This window comes from Lachnospira rogosae (ex Hitch et al. 2025), assembly GCF_040096455.1.
Taxonomy (GTDB): Bacteria; Bacillota; Clostridia; order Lachnospirales; family Lachnospiraceae; genus Lachnospira; species Lachnospira rogosae.
Genome location: NZ_JBBMER010000005.1, coordinates 106,613 through 120,198, shown reverse-complemented (window position 1 = coordinate 120,198; position 13,586 = coordinate 106,613). Strand labels below are relative to the sequence as shown.

Below are 13,586 nucleotides of genomic sequence, written 5' to 3'. Positions count from 1 at the left end.
TTTATATCAAAAGAAGATTTAAAAGATATAGGAAATAGAGATGATAATATTCAGATATTTTCAATTATATGCGTTATTGTGTTAAAAATATATCGGTCTATATTGCAAAATATACAACAAATTGTACAAAACTACTAAAAATATTCGAAATAATTATATAAAAATAGCAATTGTACCCAATAAATTAATGTGATACAATCAAGGAAACTAAAACAGAAAAAATAGTTTCCTTGATTTTTTGTTTTATAAGCGTCACTGATACACAACATTAAAAGGAGCATTATGAATAATAAAGAGAAGATTTTACAGGCAACGATACAGGCATTTAATCAAAAAGGCCTTAAATTTACAATGGACGATATTGCATCTATTCTTGCAATGAGTAAGAAGACAATATATACAATTTTTAAAGATAAGAACACTCTGTTTATGGAGATGGTAGATTATCTGTTTGACACGATTAAAGAGAGCGAATCAGAGATAATTGAAGATAATACATTATCAACAATTGAGAAGATAAGACGTATTCTTGGAGTTATGCCTGAGAGTTATAAAGATATTGATTTAAGACAATTATATATGTTAAAAGGCAAATTTCCAGAGATATACAGACACGTTGAAGAACGTCTGGAGAATGGCTGGGAGACAACGATTAAGCTTTTGGAACAGGGGATTGAGGAAGAAGTGATAAGACCGGTTAATGTATTGATGTTTAAGATGATGATGGAGGCATCAATAGAACAATTTTTCCAAAGAGACATTCTTATAAGGGCAGGAATGACATATACACAGGGACTTGATGAGATTGTGGGAATATTATTAGATGGCGTGGCAGTTAAGGAAAGTCATTGAAAATAAAAAGGAGGAATATATAATGCAGGACAAATCAAAGGTTATATTTAACAATGAAATTGATAGAAAGGCATATAGAAAAGCTATTAATTCCAAAAAAAAATACGCAAGAAAATATGGTGATGACAGCAATGCCGACTATAAGATGACAATAAAGAAGAACAAATACATAGGTGATATGCTTGGCGTGTATGATGTGAGGGTTGCAGATAAGCCTGCAAGCGTATCTAACGGTAATAAAGAAGAATTTGATACTGATAAAGGTATTATAGTTGGCAATATAAGAATGGGTTTTGGACATTACAGAATATCAATGGCGATTGCTTCAGCAGCTAATGCACTTGGATATGTTCCTTACTGGATGGATCTTAATTCTTACGATAATACAACCTGTACTAAAGTTATAAGGGCACAGAACGACCTGTATTCGCTTGGTTCAAGGTTATCACAAAAGAGCAGGCTGTTTAACAGACTGGTGTGGGAACCAATGAATTACGAGGGTTTCAGGAAGCTTTCCTATAACGCTTCAGACCAGAAGAATGCAGAGCTTATGGCACCTGTATATAAGAATGTTCCTAAGAATATTCCGGTTATTGCAACTCATGTATGGCCGGCACAGGCGGCAGTACACGCAGGTATGAAAAATGTTGTTAATGCAATACCGGATAACTGGCCAATGGCATTGCATTTGTCAGAAGGAAGTATTCATACAGTCCAGACACATTATGCTTATCAGGGTTACAGGATACTTAATGGAATGGACGGCAATAAGGTGTTAAATGAAATGCCAGCAGATAGTCTTGTATACACAGGACATTATATCGACCACGAGCTTGTAACTAATATTGAGGCTGACTGCAATGCAAGAATAGCAAGAAAACAGAACGGAAAGCCTATGAGATTTCTGCTTACAATTGGTGGTGCAGGTGCACAGAAAGAGATATTTGCCCATATAATTAAATACCTTATTCCTTATATTAAGAAGAATAAGGCAGTGTTATACGTTAATGTTGGTGATTATAAAAATGTATGGGACGAACTTATAAGAGATATCCCACAGATGAGAGAACTGGCAACTGAGTATTTTGACAACTGGAAAGATACGAAGGCATTTGCCACGAAGGCATTATCAGCCAGCCAGATAAATAATTCTGATGTAGTGACAGATAACAATAGAGATGATAATTCTAAGAATATTACAGCAGATAATTCAAGTGAAGACACATCTGATAATATAACAGGTATCCACGGCTTTTATCATAAGAATATATTTGAGGCAGTGTATTGTACTAACCTTTTGATGAGAAGTGCAGATGTGCTTGTTACCAAACCAAGTGAATTAGCATTCTATCCAGTGCCAAAGTTATTTATAAAGCGAGTTGGCGGACACGAACAGTGGGGTGCAGTCCATTCAGCAGAGATAGGTGACGGAACACTTGAGTGCAGGGATATACCTCATACTTTACAGATGATAAAGCTGTTTATGGAAGATGATACATACATTATAGATATGTGTAAGAACATAAAGAAGAATAAACAGATGGGTATATATAATGGTGCATATGAGGCTGTCAAATTAGCAGTGAATATGAAGAAATCAGACATTTAATACGGCGTGCAGTAATCAGACACTTAAAAAATATGAAGAAATCAGACATATAGAAAGAAAAGAGGTAGCGTATGGGGCTTAATAAGAAAGAAATGGCATCTTATGGCATAGGTGCAGTTGGCAAAGATATGGTTTATATGTTTTGTGCAAGTTATATTCTGTATTATTATCAGGATATACTTGGGGTTAGTGCGATAGCAATGGGGATTATACTTCTTGCGGCACGAGTATTTGACGCATTTAACGACCCTATAATGGGTGTAGTTGTTGCAAAGACAAGAACCAGATGGGGAAAGTTCAGACCATGGCTGTTTATTGGAACATTGCTTAATGCTGTTGTATTGTTTCTGATGTTTTCTGCACCACCAACACTTGATGGCGGCGGACTTGTTGCTTATGCCGCAGTAACTTACGTTTTGTGGGGCGTTACTTACACAATGATGGATATTCCTTATTGGTCAATGATACCAGCATTTACAGAGGGCGGCAAGGAAAGAGAGAATATGTCAACAATGGCACGTTCCTGTGCAGGTGTAGGTTCAGCACTTGTTACAATTATTACAATGCAGTGTGTATATATGCTTGGAAAGGGCAATGAATATGCAGGTTTTAAATGGTTTGCACTTATAATATCAATACTGTTCTTTGCTGCAATACTTATTACCTGCTTTAATATTAGGGAAAAATCAACAGTTGATGTTGAAACAGTATCAGTAAAGCAGATGTTCAAGGCACTTTTTCAGAATGATCAGGCTGTTACAGTAGTTATAACAATTGTTCTTATTAATACATCTGTGTACATAACTTCTAACCTTGTCATATATTTCTTTAAATATGATTTTGGCGGTGCAGACTGGTACAACGGCTATACACTATTTAATACATTTGGTGGTGCAATACAGATATTATCAATGATGGTATTGTTTCCGCTTCTTAGAAAGTTTTTGAACACAATAAAGATATTTTATGTAAGCTTTGTTATGGCTATTGCTGGTTATATAGTTTTATTTATTCTTATATTCACATCAATGTCGAGTGTGTTTATTTTGTTTATTCCAGCATTTTTCATATTTGCGGCAAATGGAATGTTATTAGTCTTAACGACTATATTTCTGGCGAATACGGTTGATTATGGCGAATTTAAGAATAAGCGAAGAGATGAGAGCGTTATATTTTCAATGCAGACATTTGTTGTAAAGCTTGCTTCAGGTATAGCCGCATTAGTTGTATCAATATGCCTTTCAGTGTGCAAGTTAAGCAGTAATACAGACGTAGTGACAGATGCTGTGGCTGGTGGTTCGGTAGTAGCACTTAGAATGACAATGACAGTAATTCCGATAATAGGTCTGCTTATCGCAGTATTTTACTTCCACAGAAGGTACATTTTAACAGAGCAGAAAATGGAAGAGATATCGGAAAGAATTAAGGAGAGCCATTAATGATAACGATTAATAATAATATGTATGTGCTTGATACTGACAATACATCTTATGCGTTTGCCGTGCTTGGAAGCGGGCAGTTGGAGCATTTGTATTATGGAAGAAAGTTACACGCCAATGAGGCTGTGATGACAGAGAAGCATACATTTATTCCGGGTAATACTAATGTATACAATAAAGATTATTCGTCTTATTCGCTGGAAGATGTGTGCCTTGAAATGTCATCATTGGGAAAAGGCGATATAAGAGAGCCTTTTATCGAAGTCACATATCCTAATGGAAGCAGTACAACGGATATGGTGTTTGACAGGGCAGAGATTATACAGGGCAAGGAAGAATACGATACGCTTCCGGGGTCTTATGATGATAATGGAGAGGTTGAACAGCTCGTCATCTATCTTAAGGACAGGAATTATAATCTCACATTGGAGCTTCATTATTATGTATATGAAAAATGTGACATTATAACAAGAAGTGCCAAGCTTGTTAATTCAGGAAATGAGAGCGTAAGGCTTGAAAGATTAATGAGTATGCAGCTTGATTTAAACGAGAGTGATTATGAATTGTCTTTTTTTAATGGTGCGTGGGCAAGGGAGATGAATAGAAGCAGAATACCCATTCGTGCCGGTAAGTATGTAAATGAGTCGGTCACAGGAACATCATCAAACAGAGCTAATCCTTTTTTTATGGTAGGAAGAAGTTCAACGACAGAAGATTATGGTGAATGTTATGGATTTAATCTTATATACAGCGGCAATCATTATGAAGCGGCACAGGTTAATTCATATGGTAAATTAAGGCTTGTATCGGGAATTAATCCAGCTACATTTTCTTATATTATTGAAGCAGGAAAATGCTTTGAAGCTCCAGAGGCAGTGCTTACTTATTCATACCAGGGGTATAATTCGATGAGTCATAATATGCACGAGTTTGCAAGAAAGCACATTGTGCGTGGAAGCTGGCGCGACAAGGAAAGACCAGTTCTTATTAATAGCTGGGAAGCGGCATACTTTAATATTAATGAAAGAAAGCTTGTGAAGCTTGCAAAGGCGGCTAAGGATATAGGTGTTGAACTGTTCGTTATGGATGATGGCTGGTTTGGCGAGAGAAATGACGACACAAGTTCATTAGGCGACTGGACACCGAATAGCAGAAAGCTTCCAAATGGAATAGCTGGCATCGCTGATAAGATAAAAGAATCCGGGCTTAAATTTGGAATATGGGTTGAGCCTGAGATGGTGAGTGTGAACAGCAGATTATATGAGGCACACCCTGAATGGGTAATTGAAATACCAGATGTAGAACATTCAGAGGGACGGAATCAGAGAATTCTTGATTTAACCTATGAAGCTGTTCAGGACTATATAATTGAGGAGATGAGTGAGGTGTTCTCATCAGCAGATATATCTTATGTAAAATGGGATATGAACAGAATATTCAGTGATTATTATTCTAAAAATCTGCCACCTGAAAGGCAGAAGGAAGTATCGCATAGATATGTGTGCGGCTTGTACAGATGTATGAAGGAGCTTACTAATAGATTTCCTGACATATTATTTGAGGGCTGTGCGGCAGGCGGCAACAGGTTTGATCTGGGAATGTTATGCTATTTTCCGCAGATATGGGCAAGTGATAATACAGATGCACTTTGCAGGGCACAGATTCAGTATAATTACAGCTATGGTTATCCGTTATCGTGTATTTCAGCCCATGTATCGGCAAGCCCTAATCATCAGACATTAAGAAATATGCCGTTAGAGAGCAGATTTGCAGTTGCAGCATTTGGGCTTCTTGGCTATGAATGTAATATGTGTGATATGAATAAAGAGGAATTAAATGCTGTGAAATGTCAGATTGAACTGTATAAGAAGTTAAGAAATGTATTCTTTACTGGTACATTTTACAGGACAGAAAGCTTTGAAGAAGAAAATGCAGGTAATGCCAGTGTGTTAAATAATGGTAAAGGCAATATGGCAGAATGGACAGTAGTATCAACGGATAAGAAGAAAGCCGTCGGATTAATTATGCAAAAACACGTTATACCTAACACACAGTATGCCTGTTACAGGGCTAAAGGTCTTGATGAAGCTAAGAAATACCATTTTTACAACAGAAAGCTTCAATATGATATTAAAGAATTCGGTGAGCTTGTTAATATGGTATCGCCAATACATATCAAGCAGGGTTCTATGTTACAGGATATATTGTCTAAGCTAAAGAAAATGGATGGCGAGACAGAAGATTATGTTGCGTATGGAGATACACTTATGTATTCAGGTGTTAAGTTAAAGCAGGGTTTCAGTGCAACTGGATATAATGAAAATGTCCGATTTTTTCAAGACTTTGCAACGAGATTATATTTTATGGAAGAGGTAGAAGATGATAAGCAGTGACATAATTAGTTCTGGAGGTATTGATAATATATTAAAGGATCTATATATTGATGAAAGCCAGCTTAAATATCAGAGGAAAAGATATATTAATGCTCTGAACCGCTTCACACAGTTATATGGTGAAGGTGATGTGCTTATATTCAGTGCGCCGGGAAGAAGTGAGATTGGCGGTAATCACACAGACCACCAGAATGGAAAAGTTCTTGCAGCTTCTGTTAATCTGGATATTATCGCAGTAGTAAGACCGGTTAATTCCAAGGAGAGTGTATCAGAGAAAGGCAGTTTATCTGGGCATAGTGGTGTTAATGCCGGAATTATAAGAATTGTGTCGGACGATTATCCAATGCTAGAAGTGTCATTATCGGACACGGATATTAATAAGGATGAATACTCAACCACTAAGGCACTTGTTAAAGGTGTGATTGCCGGCTTTAAGAAAAAAGGTTTCAAGACAGGAGCATTTGATGCGTTTATAACAAGTGATGTGCCTATGGGAGCAGGACTTTCATCATCTGCGGCATTTGAAACACTTATAGGAACAATACAGTCACATATATATAATGCTGGAAAAGTATCGGCAGAAGATATTGCGGTTATCGGACAGATGGCAGAGAATGAGTATTTTGGCAAGCCTTGTGGACTTATGGATCAGATGGCATGTTCGGTTGGCAATATGGTCTATATCGATTTTAATAATAAGGAAAATCCAGTTGTTAATAAGCTTGATGTGGATATTAAAAAATTCGGTTACAGCCTGTGCATAACTGATACTAAAAGTTCACATAAGGATTTGACAGATGATTATGCAGATATCCGCCGTGAGATGAATGCAGTTGCAAGTTACTTCGGACAGGAGGTTCTTCGTGGCATTACATTAAAGGATATACTTGATAATTTTAAAGAGCTACAGGAGAAGTTCGGTGACAGGAGCATACTAAGAGCAGTTCATTTTATAGAGGAAAATGAGAGAGTAGAAAATGAAGTAAATGCTCTTATATCTGGAAATATTGATGAATTCTTAAGGCTGGTATCAAAGTCAGGTGATTCATCTTACAAATATCTTCAAAATATATATTCAACCAAAGATACTGCCAATCAGGGCGTTTCACTTGGACTTATGATGAGTGAAATATTCTTAGGTGATAATGGTGCATGCAGAGTTCACGGAGGTGGCTTCGCAGGTACAATACTTGCAATTGTCAAGGATACTGCTATAGATGAATACAGAAGAAATATGGATAAAATATTTGGTGATGGTGCAAGTATGATATTACAAATCAGACATTGCGGAGGTGTCAGAATAATATGAGAAATTTAGAAGATATGAAGAAATCAGACAATATAATGAGTAGTGATGCCAAGGAAGGTACGGAAAATATTCCAGATATAGACAAGGTTATATCAGAGCTTGTCAATTATGCTTCAGAGAATGAACTGATAGAAGCTGATGATAAGATATTTATAGTAAACAGGTTGCTGGATATTTTTGAAAAAAACGGACTTGCAGAAGATAGTGAGATAATTAAGAATTCAGGTGTGCAGGAGCTGAATAACACAAGACCAATAGCAGATATCCTGTCGGACTGCCTTAAAATAGCAGTTGATAATGGACTTATAGAAGATACGCAGCTTAACAGGGATTTGTTTGATACAAAGGTAATGGGTGCTGTCACACCAATGCCTTCAGTTGTAAGAAAGCATTTTAAGGAGCTTTATAATAATAATCCAAAGCTTGCGACAGACTATTTCTATGAACTTAATAAAGCCTGCAATTATATAAGGTGTGACAGGATTGAGAAAGACCAGAAATGGAAGTACAATTCAGAATATGGAATTATAGATATAACGATTAATCTGTCAAAGCCAGAGAAAGACCCTAAGGATATAATAAAACAAGGAAAGTTTGCAGCAAGCGGATATCCTAAATGCCTTTTGTGTAAGGAAAATGAGGGATATGCGGGAAATCTATCACATCCTGCAAGGCAGAATCTAAGAGTTATACCGCTTGAATTAAGTGGTGAGAAATACTATATGCAATATTCACCCTATGTATATTATAACGAGCATTGCATAGTGTTTAATGATAAGCATATTCCTATGAAGATTAATAAAAGCACATTTAAAAAGCTTATTGAATTCACAGATATGTTTCCGCATTATACATTAGGTTCTAATGCGGATTTACCAATTGTAGGAGGTTCTATATTAAGTCACGACCATTTTCAGGGCGGTGCTTATGAATTTCCTATGGCAAGAGCAGAATATGTGTATACATTCAAGCTGGATAGATTCAGTGATGTTAATGCAGGAATTCTTAACTGGCCTATGTCAGTAATAAGGCTTAGCAGTAATAATAAAGACAGCCTTGTTAATGCCTGTGATTATATATTAGATAAATGGAAGAATTACACTGATGAAAAAGCATTTATATATTGCAATACAGATGGTGAACAGCATAATACGATAACTCCGATATGCAGGCAGAAAGGTGATAATTATGAGATGGATCTGGTATTAAGAAACAATATTACTACAAATGAGTGTCCATGGGGAGTGTATCATCCATCAGCAAATCTTCATCATATAAAGAAAGAGAATATTGGTCTTATTGAGGTTATGGGAATGGCTATACTTCCAGCAAGACTTGATAAGGAAATGGGCATTTTAAAAAACGCTCTGTTAAATAATGAAGATGTCCGCTTAATCAGCGAAATTGAAAAGCACGCACAATGGGTTGATAGCTGGAAAGACAATTATAATATAACTAAAGATAATATTGATGAGATAATCAGATTGGAAATTGGCAAGGTATTTGTGCAGGTGCTTGAATGTGCCGGTGTATACAAGACAGACGATAATGGAAGAGAGGCATTTGTAAGATTTATAAAATATTGTCAATAATATTTACTTTCTTTGATTGATTAATGTAATGGGTAGATTTTAAAAATTCTGAATCAGAATTCATAGATAGTAAATTTATATTTTAATGATTTTATAAAAGTGGTGGTCAATAATAACCCGACCACCACAGATAATCAAAATTAACATAAGTTACCAGACAAATTCTAAAATGTTATGAATTATTCTTGATAGCATTAACAGCTTCTTCTTTAGAAAGTTTATAGTTTTTCATAAGCTTATAAATTGTATCTTCATCGGAAAGATTAACTTCTTTACATAATTTAATAAAAACTTTAATGCCATTGGAGCGTTCCTTGATTTTGCCCTCTGCAAGTCCTAACTGTCGTCCTTCTTCTTTGACTACTTCAAGATGACCTTCCTCATCATACTCATAAATACTCACAGTAATCACTTCCTCTCTGTGATTTCTAAAAAATTCCGACAATACATTCTCAGCGATACATTCATCTACAGCCTCTGTAACAGCAGTGCGGATATCAATTTTTTCAATATCGGTCTTTATACGCACCTTATTAACAAATGTCATATAGTCCTTAAGTGTCTCACATTTAGAAAGAAATTCAGAGCTATATGTATACATATTTGTCCTGTTGAAATTATTATTATCCTTTGAATTCCTGCCAGAACCATTACTATACTTTGAATTAATAGTACGAGCCTTATTACCAGCATAATTATCAGTATTGATATTGATAACTCTTACAGTAAGTTCAAGCTCAGGATTGTCGACATTTTTCTCATACATATCTGATAGTCGGAGAGTGCTTTCCGCCTCAAGTGGCTGTTGTCCTGAATTAATATCATCAATAGTATGCTGACTTGTATTCGTTGTTGATGACTTATGTCAGTTCCTGCATTTATAGTGCTGTCTGCTGAATGTCCAGCCTGCCTTGTATTGTCTGTAATATTAGTATTTTCCATAAGTTCTCCAATCTGTGGTAATGATGCCTGACAGCATAGCAGTTATATAAAATAATGACATAGCATTTAAACAGATGTTTGTTGTGATACTGTCATATACATTATCTGACAATATTGGAGAAATAAAAAATATATATCTTTATTACATTCTATCATTGGGAAAATGTTATGACAAGAAGAAAAATGCTGTTAATCCACCGTAATTATATTTCGTGCAAATATTTTATGGGCTTTTATTATACCTGAAATATATATTAATTTACATCAATTTTATCAATTTATACTACAATATTTACAGTCCTGTAATAAACTTCAATGACATAAAGAACAGATATAAAAATGTTCTATAACATATTTTAATTGAAAAATGGGAGGAAAATATGCCATCAACATATGCACATTATAGAATGGGGCAGCAGGTACGTTCTATGCTTGACGGTAATGAGAAAAAGATAGTTGAGAAATATCCTCAATTATATCTTATTGGATTACATGGACCAGATATTTTGTTTTATTATAAGCCATTAAAGTCTAATTCAATTAACAGTATTGGGTATGAATTGCACAAACATTCAGGTAAGGAATTTTTTGAAAGAGCAAGAAAAGTAATATCAGAAAAGAAAGACAGAGAGCCATATCTGGCTTACACATACGGTGTTCTTAATCATTTTGCACTTGATGTAAGCAGTCATGGTTATATTGAACAAAAAATAAATGAAAGCGGAATATCGCATGCAGAGATAGAAGTGGAATTTGACAGAGAACTTATGATTATGGATAAGAAAAATTCAATTACACAGTCATTAGTAAGACACATTATTCCATCAGAAGAAAATGCAAAAGTAATCAGTGAATTTTATCCTGGTACAACTATGCAGGAAGTAAAAAAGGCACTTGAAGGAATGATTTCCTATAACAATCTGCTGGTTGCTCCATCGCATCTAAAACGCTGGTTTATATATCTTTTACTTAAGTTATCTGGTAATTATAAGGAAATGCACGGACTGATTGTGAATTATCATAAGAACAAAGAGTGTAATGACAGCACAGTAAAATTATTATCGTTATACAGGCACGCTAAGAATACAGCATATCAGTCAATTATTAAATTTGACGGATTTTTAAATAATGATTGTGAGCTGGATAAAGCATTTAATTATAGCTTTGGTTCGGTTCTTATAGAAGGTTGTGATAATAATCAGAAACAGTGTATATCGGACAACATTCAGAATGTGGAAAGCTTTATAAAGAAAGAGGTGCAGTATGAGGGGTAAAAGCAATAACAGATTTAAGCTTACAGCTAATGAAAAAGGCTGGATATTATATGATGTTGGTAATTCGGCATTTATTCTTATGGTGTCTACGATATTACCTATATATTTTAATTATCTTGCAGAAAATGCTGGGATATCTGATGTTGATTATCTGGCATATTGGGGATATGCAGCATCTATAGTTACACTTATTGTAGCTGTATTAGGTCCTGTGCTTGGAACATTGGCAGATACCAAAGGCTTTAAAAAACCTATCTTTACAGGCTGTGTTGTAGCTGGCTGCCTGTCATGTATTGCAATGGGAGTGACTAGCTGGTGGATATCATTTCTTGTTGTATTTATTATTGCTAAGGTATGTTTTTCATCAAGTCTTGTATTTTATGACTCTATGTTATCAGATGTCACGACAGACGAGAGAATGGATATTGTATCGTCAAATGGATACGCTTACGGATATGCAGGAAGCTGTATTCCATTTATTATAAGCCTTATCTTTGTATTAGGATACAATAAAATAGGAATTTCTCTGAGTGCGGCAATGCTCATATCATTTGTAATAGTAGCTTTATGGTGGTTCTTAATGACAGTTCCGCTTATTAAGAATTATAAGCAGATTAATTATGTTGAAAGAAAGCCACACGCAGTAAAGGAAAGCTTTGTAAGAATTAAGGATACACTCTGTGGAGTTGTAAAGCAGAAGAAAATATTCTTGTTCCTTGTAGCATTTTTCTTCTATATTGATGGCGTGTATACAATAATAGATATGGCAACAGCTTATGGTTCAGCACTTGGACTCAATTCAACTGGTCTGCTTCTGGCTCTGCTTGTTACACAGCTTGTAGCATTTCCATTTGCTATTATATTTGGAAGGCTTACCTCAAAATACAGCACAGGACGTCTTATAACTGCCTGCATAATAGCGTACATAGGAATTACAGTATTTGCAGTATTTATGAAAAGCCAGTGGCAGTTCTGGGTATTAGCTATATTTGTTGGTATGTTTCAGGGCGGCATACAGGCGTTGTCACGTTCTTATTTTGCAAAGATAATACCGGCTGAAAGGTCAGGAGAATATTTCGGACTTATGGATATATGCGGAAAAGGAGCTTCTTTTTTGGGAACATTGGTTGTAGGTGCGGCTTCTCAGATATTTGGAAGCATTAATATCGGTGTGTCTATGATAGTGTTATTGTTTGCGGCAGGACTTGTGTTATTTATAATGACAGATAAGCTTGACAGCAAAGAGGCAGATTTGGATATAGAAAATGGTATGATTGCCAATAACAGCTTTGTAGAAGGTAAGGCAGTTAATAATTAACAGTTCAATATATCAAATAATGTATTACTGTTTACAGTGAGTATGTTAAAAGTTATACTGTGGTTATAAGGTTAAATATTTAATCTGACAACGCAGAATACTATTAATAATATGAACTGTAAACAGTTTTTTTAAATTAACAACAGATACATTGATTAAATAAAGAGGGAGGAAAGTTATGCAGAGCAGAAAAGAAGCACTGGACTATGGCTTGGCATTTCCTGATACATATGTAGAAACACCTTTTCGCGATACTAACTGGCAGTTAGTGAGGGTTAAATGCAGCAAGAAGGCTTTTTTATGGATATATGAGAAAGACGGATACGTTAATCTGAATGTGAAGGCAGATAAAGAATGGAGAGATTACTGGAGAAGTGCTTTCAAATCGGTAATTCCCGGATGGCACCAGAACAAGGAGAACTGGAACACAATAATTCTTGATGGTTCAGTGCCAGATGATGCTATTAAGACAATGATTAAGGAAAGCTACGAGCTTATTACTGATAATCCAACAAAAAGGATATATGAAGCGGTAAAGAAAATACCTAAGGGCTGTGTTGCGACCTATGGACAGATAGCGGAGCTTGCTGGTAATAAAGGAATGGCAAGAGCAGTAGGTAATGCACTTCATAGAAATCCTGACCCAGATAATATACCATGTTACAGGGTTGTTAATTCCAAGGGAGAACTGTCGGGTGCATTTGCATTTGGCGGTGCAGGACAACAGGAGGAGCTGCTTAAGGCAGACGGGATTGAAGTAGTTAATGGGAAAGTTGACCTTAAAGTGTATAGTATGAAATTCTAAACAATATGTCAGATTATATGCAGAAGCACAGAAGTAATTATACATTATTGATA

Annotated in this window: 10 protein-coding genes; 9 read left to right on the top strand and 1 reads right to left on the bottom strand. The window is 35.5% G+C overall.

The genetic code is table 11. The features are described 5' to 3' along the window. The first annotated feature begins 282 nt into the window (after nt 1–282). The 6 genes from WMO14_RS08290 (at nt 283) to WMO14_RS08265 (ending at nt 9,194) form a co-directional block, all read left to right on the top strand. The gene (locus WMO14_RS08290; RefSeq protein ID WP_349153641.1) at nt 283–852 is read left to right on the top strand and encodes a TetR/AcrR family transcriptional regulator; all 570 of its coding nucleotides are present in this window, start codon (nt 283–285) and stop codon (nt 850–852) included. Nucleotides 853–874: 22 nt separating this feature from the next. Beyond that, the gene (locus WMO14_RS08285) at nt 875–2,461 is read left to right on the top strand and encodes a DUF6937 domain-containing protein (protein ID WP_349153640.1); all 1,587 of its coding nucleotides are present in this window, start codon (nt 875–877) and stop codon (nt 2,459–2,461) included. Nucleotides 2,462–2,532: 71 nt separating this feature from the next. After that, the gene (locus tag WMO14_RS08280) at nt 2,533–3,900 is read left to right on the top strand and encodes a glycoside-pentoside-hexuronide (GPH):cation symporter (protein ID WP_349153639.1); all 1,368 of its coding nucleotides are present in this window, start codon (nt 2,533–2,535) and stop codon (nt 3,898–3,900) included. Beyond that, entirely contained in the window at nt 3,900–6,293 is a 2,394-nt protein-coding gene (locus WMO14_RS08275) for an alpha-galactosidase (protein ID WP_349153638.1), read from the top strand. The genes WMO14_RS08280 and WMO14_RS08275 overlap by 1 nt, the downstream gene beginning before the upstream one ends. After that, nucleotides 6,280–7,602, top strand: a complete 1,323-nt coding sequence (locus WMO14_RS08270) for a galactokinase (protein WP_349153637.1) — start codon at nt 6,280–6,282, stop codon at nt 7,600–7,602. Before WMO14_RS08275 ends, WMO14_RS08270 begins: the two co-directional genes overlap by 14 nt. A 35-nt stretch (nt 7,603–7,637) precedes the next feature. Beyond that, the gene (locus tag WMO14_RS08265; RefSeq protein ID WP_090139714.1) at nt 7,638–9,194 is read left to right on the top strand and encodes a UDP-glucose--hexose-1-phosphate uridylyltransferase; all 1,557 of its coding nucleotides are present in this window, start codon (nt 7,638–7,640) and stop codon (nt 9,192–9,194) included. A 172-nt stretch (nt 9,195–9,366) separates the two neighbouring features. Here the strand turns inward: WMO14_RS08265 and WMO14_RS08260 are convergent, their stop codons facing one another. Beyond that, nucleotides 9,367–9,960 carry a hypothetical protein gene (locus tag WMO14_RS08260; RefSeq protein WP_349153636.1) on the bottom strand — a complete coding sequence of 198 codons (594 nt, stop codon included), beginning with the start codon at nt 9,958–9,960 and terminating at the stop codon, nt 9,367–9,369. A 556-nt stretch (nt 9,961–10,516) separates the two neighbouring features. Between WMO14_RS08260 and WMO14_RS08255 the strand changes: the two genes are divergently transcribed. The 3 genes from WMO14_RS08255 (at nt 10,517) to WMO14_RS08245 (ending at nt 13,533) form a co-directional block, all read left to right on the top strand. Continuing rightward, the gene (locus WMO14_RS08255; protein ID WP_349153635.1) at nt 10,517–11,410 is read left to right on the top strand and encodes a zinc dependent phospholipase C family protein; all 894 of its coding nucleotides are present in this window, start codon (nt 10,517–10,519) and stop codon (nt 11,408–11,410) included. Then, nucleotides 11,400–12,728 carry an MFS transporter gene (locus tag WMO14_RS08250; protein ID WP_349153634.1) on the top strand — a complete coding sequence of 443 codons (1,329 nt, stop codon included), beginning with the start codon at nt 11,400–11,402 and terminating at the stop codon, nt 12,726–12,728. The genes WMO14_RS08255 and WMO14_RS08250 overlap by 11 nt, the downstream gene beginning before the upstream one ends. Before the next feature lie 178 nt (nt 12,729–12,906). Next, nucleotides 12,907–13,533: a methylated-DNA--[protein]-cysteine S-methyltransferase gene (locus WMO14_RS08245; RefSeq protein ID WP_349153633.1), complete on the top strand. Its 627-nt coding sequence runs from the start codon at nt 12,907–12,909 to the stop codon at nt 13,531–13,533. Nucleotides 13,534–13,586: the final 53 nt, after the last annotated feature.

Coding starts and splice junctions, on each gene's coding strand:
- WMO14_RS08250 (WP_349153634.1), top strand. CDS start 11,400: ATGAGGGGTAAAAGCAATAACAGATTTAAGCTTACAGCTAATGAAAAA.
- WMO14_RS08265 (WP_090139714.1), top strand. CDS start 7,638: ATGAGTAGTGATGCCAAGGAAGGTACGGAAAATATTCCAGATATAGAC.
- WMO14_RS08245 (WP_349153633.1), top strand. CDS start 12,907: ATGCAGAGCAGAAAAGAAGCACTGGACTATGGCTTGGCATTTCCTGAT.
- WMO14_RS08255 (WP_349153635.1), top strand. CDS start 10,517: ATGCCATCAACATATGCACATTATAGAATGGGGCAGCAGGTACGTTCT.
- WMO14_RS08270 (WP_349153637.1), top strand. CDS start 6,280: ATGATAAGCAGTGACATAATTAGTTCTGGAGGTATTGATAATATATTA.
- WMO14_RS08260 (WP_349153636.1), bottom strand. CDS start 9,960: ATGTATGAGAAAAATGTCGACAATCCTGAGCTTGAACTTACTGTAAGA.
- WMO14_RS08275 (WP_349153638.1), top strand. CDS start 3,900: ATGATAACGATTAATAATAATATGTATGTGCTTGATACTGACAATACA.
- WMO14_RS08285 (WP_349153640.1), top strand. CDS start 875: ATGCAGGACAAATCAAAGGTTATATTTAACAATGAAATTGATAGAAAG.
- WMO14_RS08290 (WP_349153641.1), top strand. CDS start 283: ATGAATAATAAAGAGAAGATTTTACAGGCAACGATACAGGCATTTAAT.
- WMO14_RS08280 (WP_349153639.1), top strand. CDS start 2,533: ATGGGGCTTAATAAGAAAGAAATGGCATCTTATGGCATAGGTGCAGTT.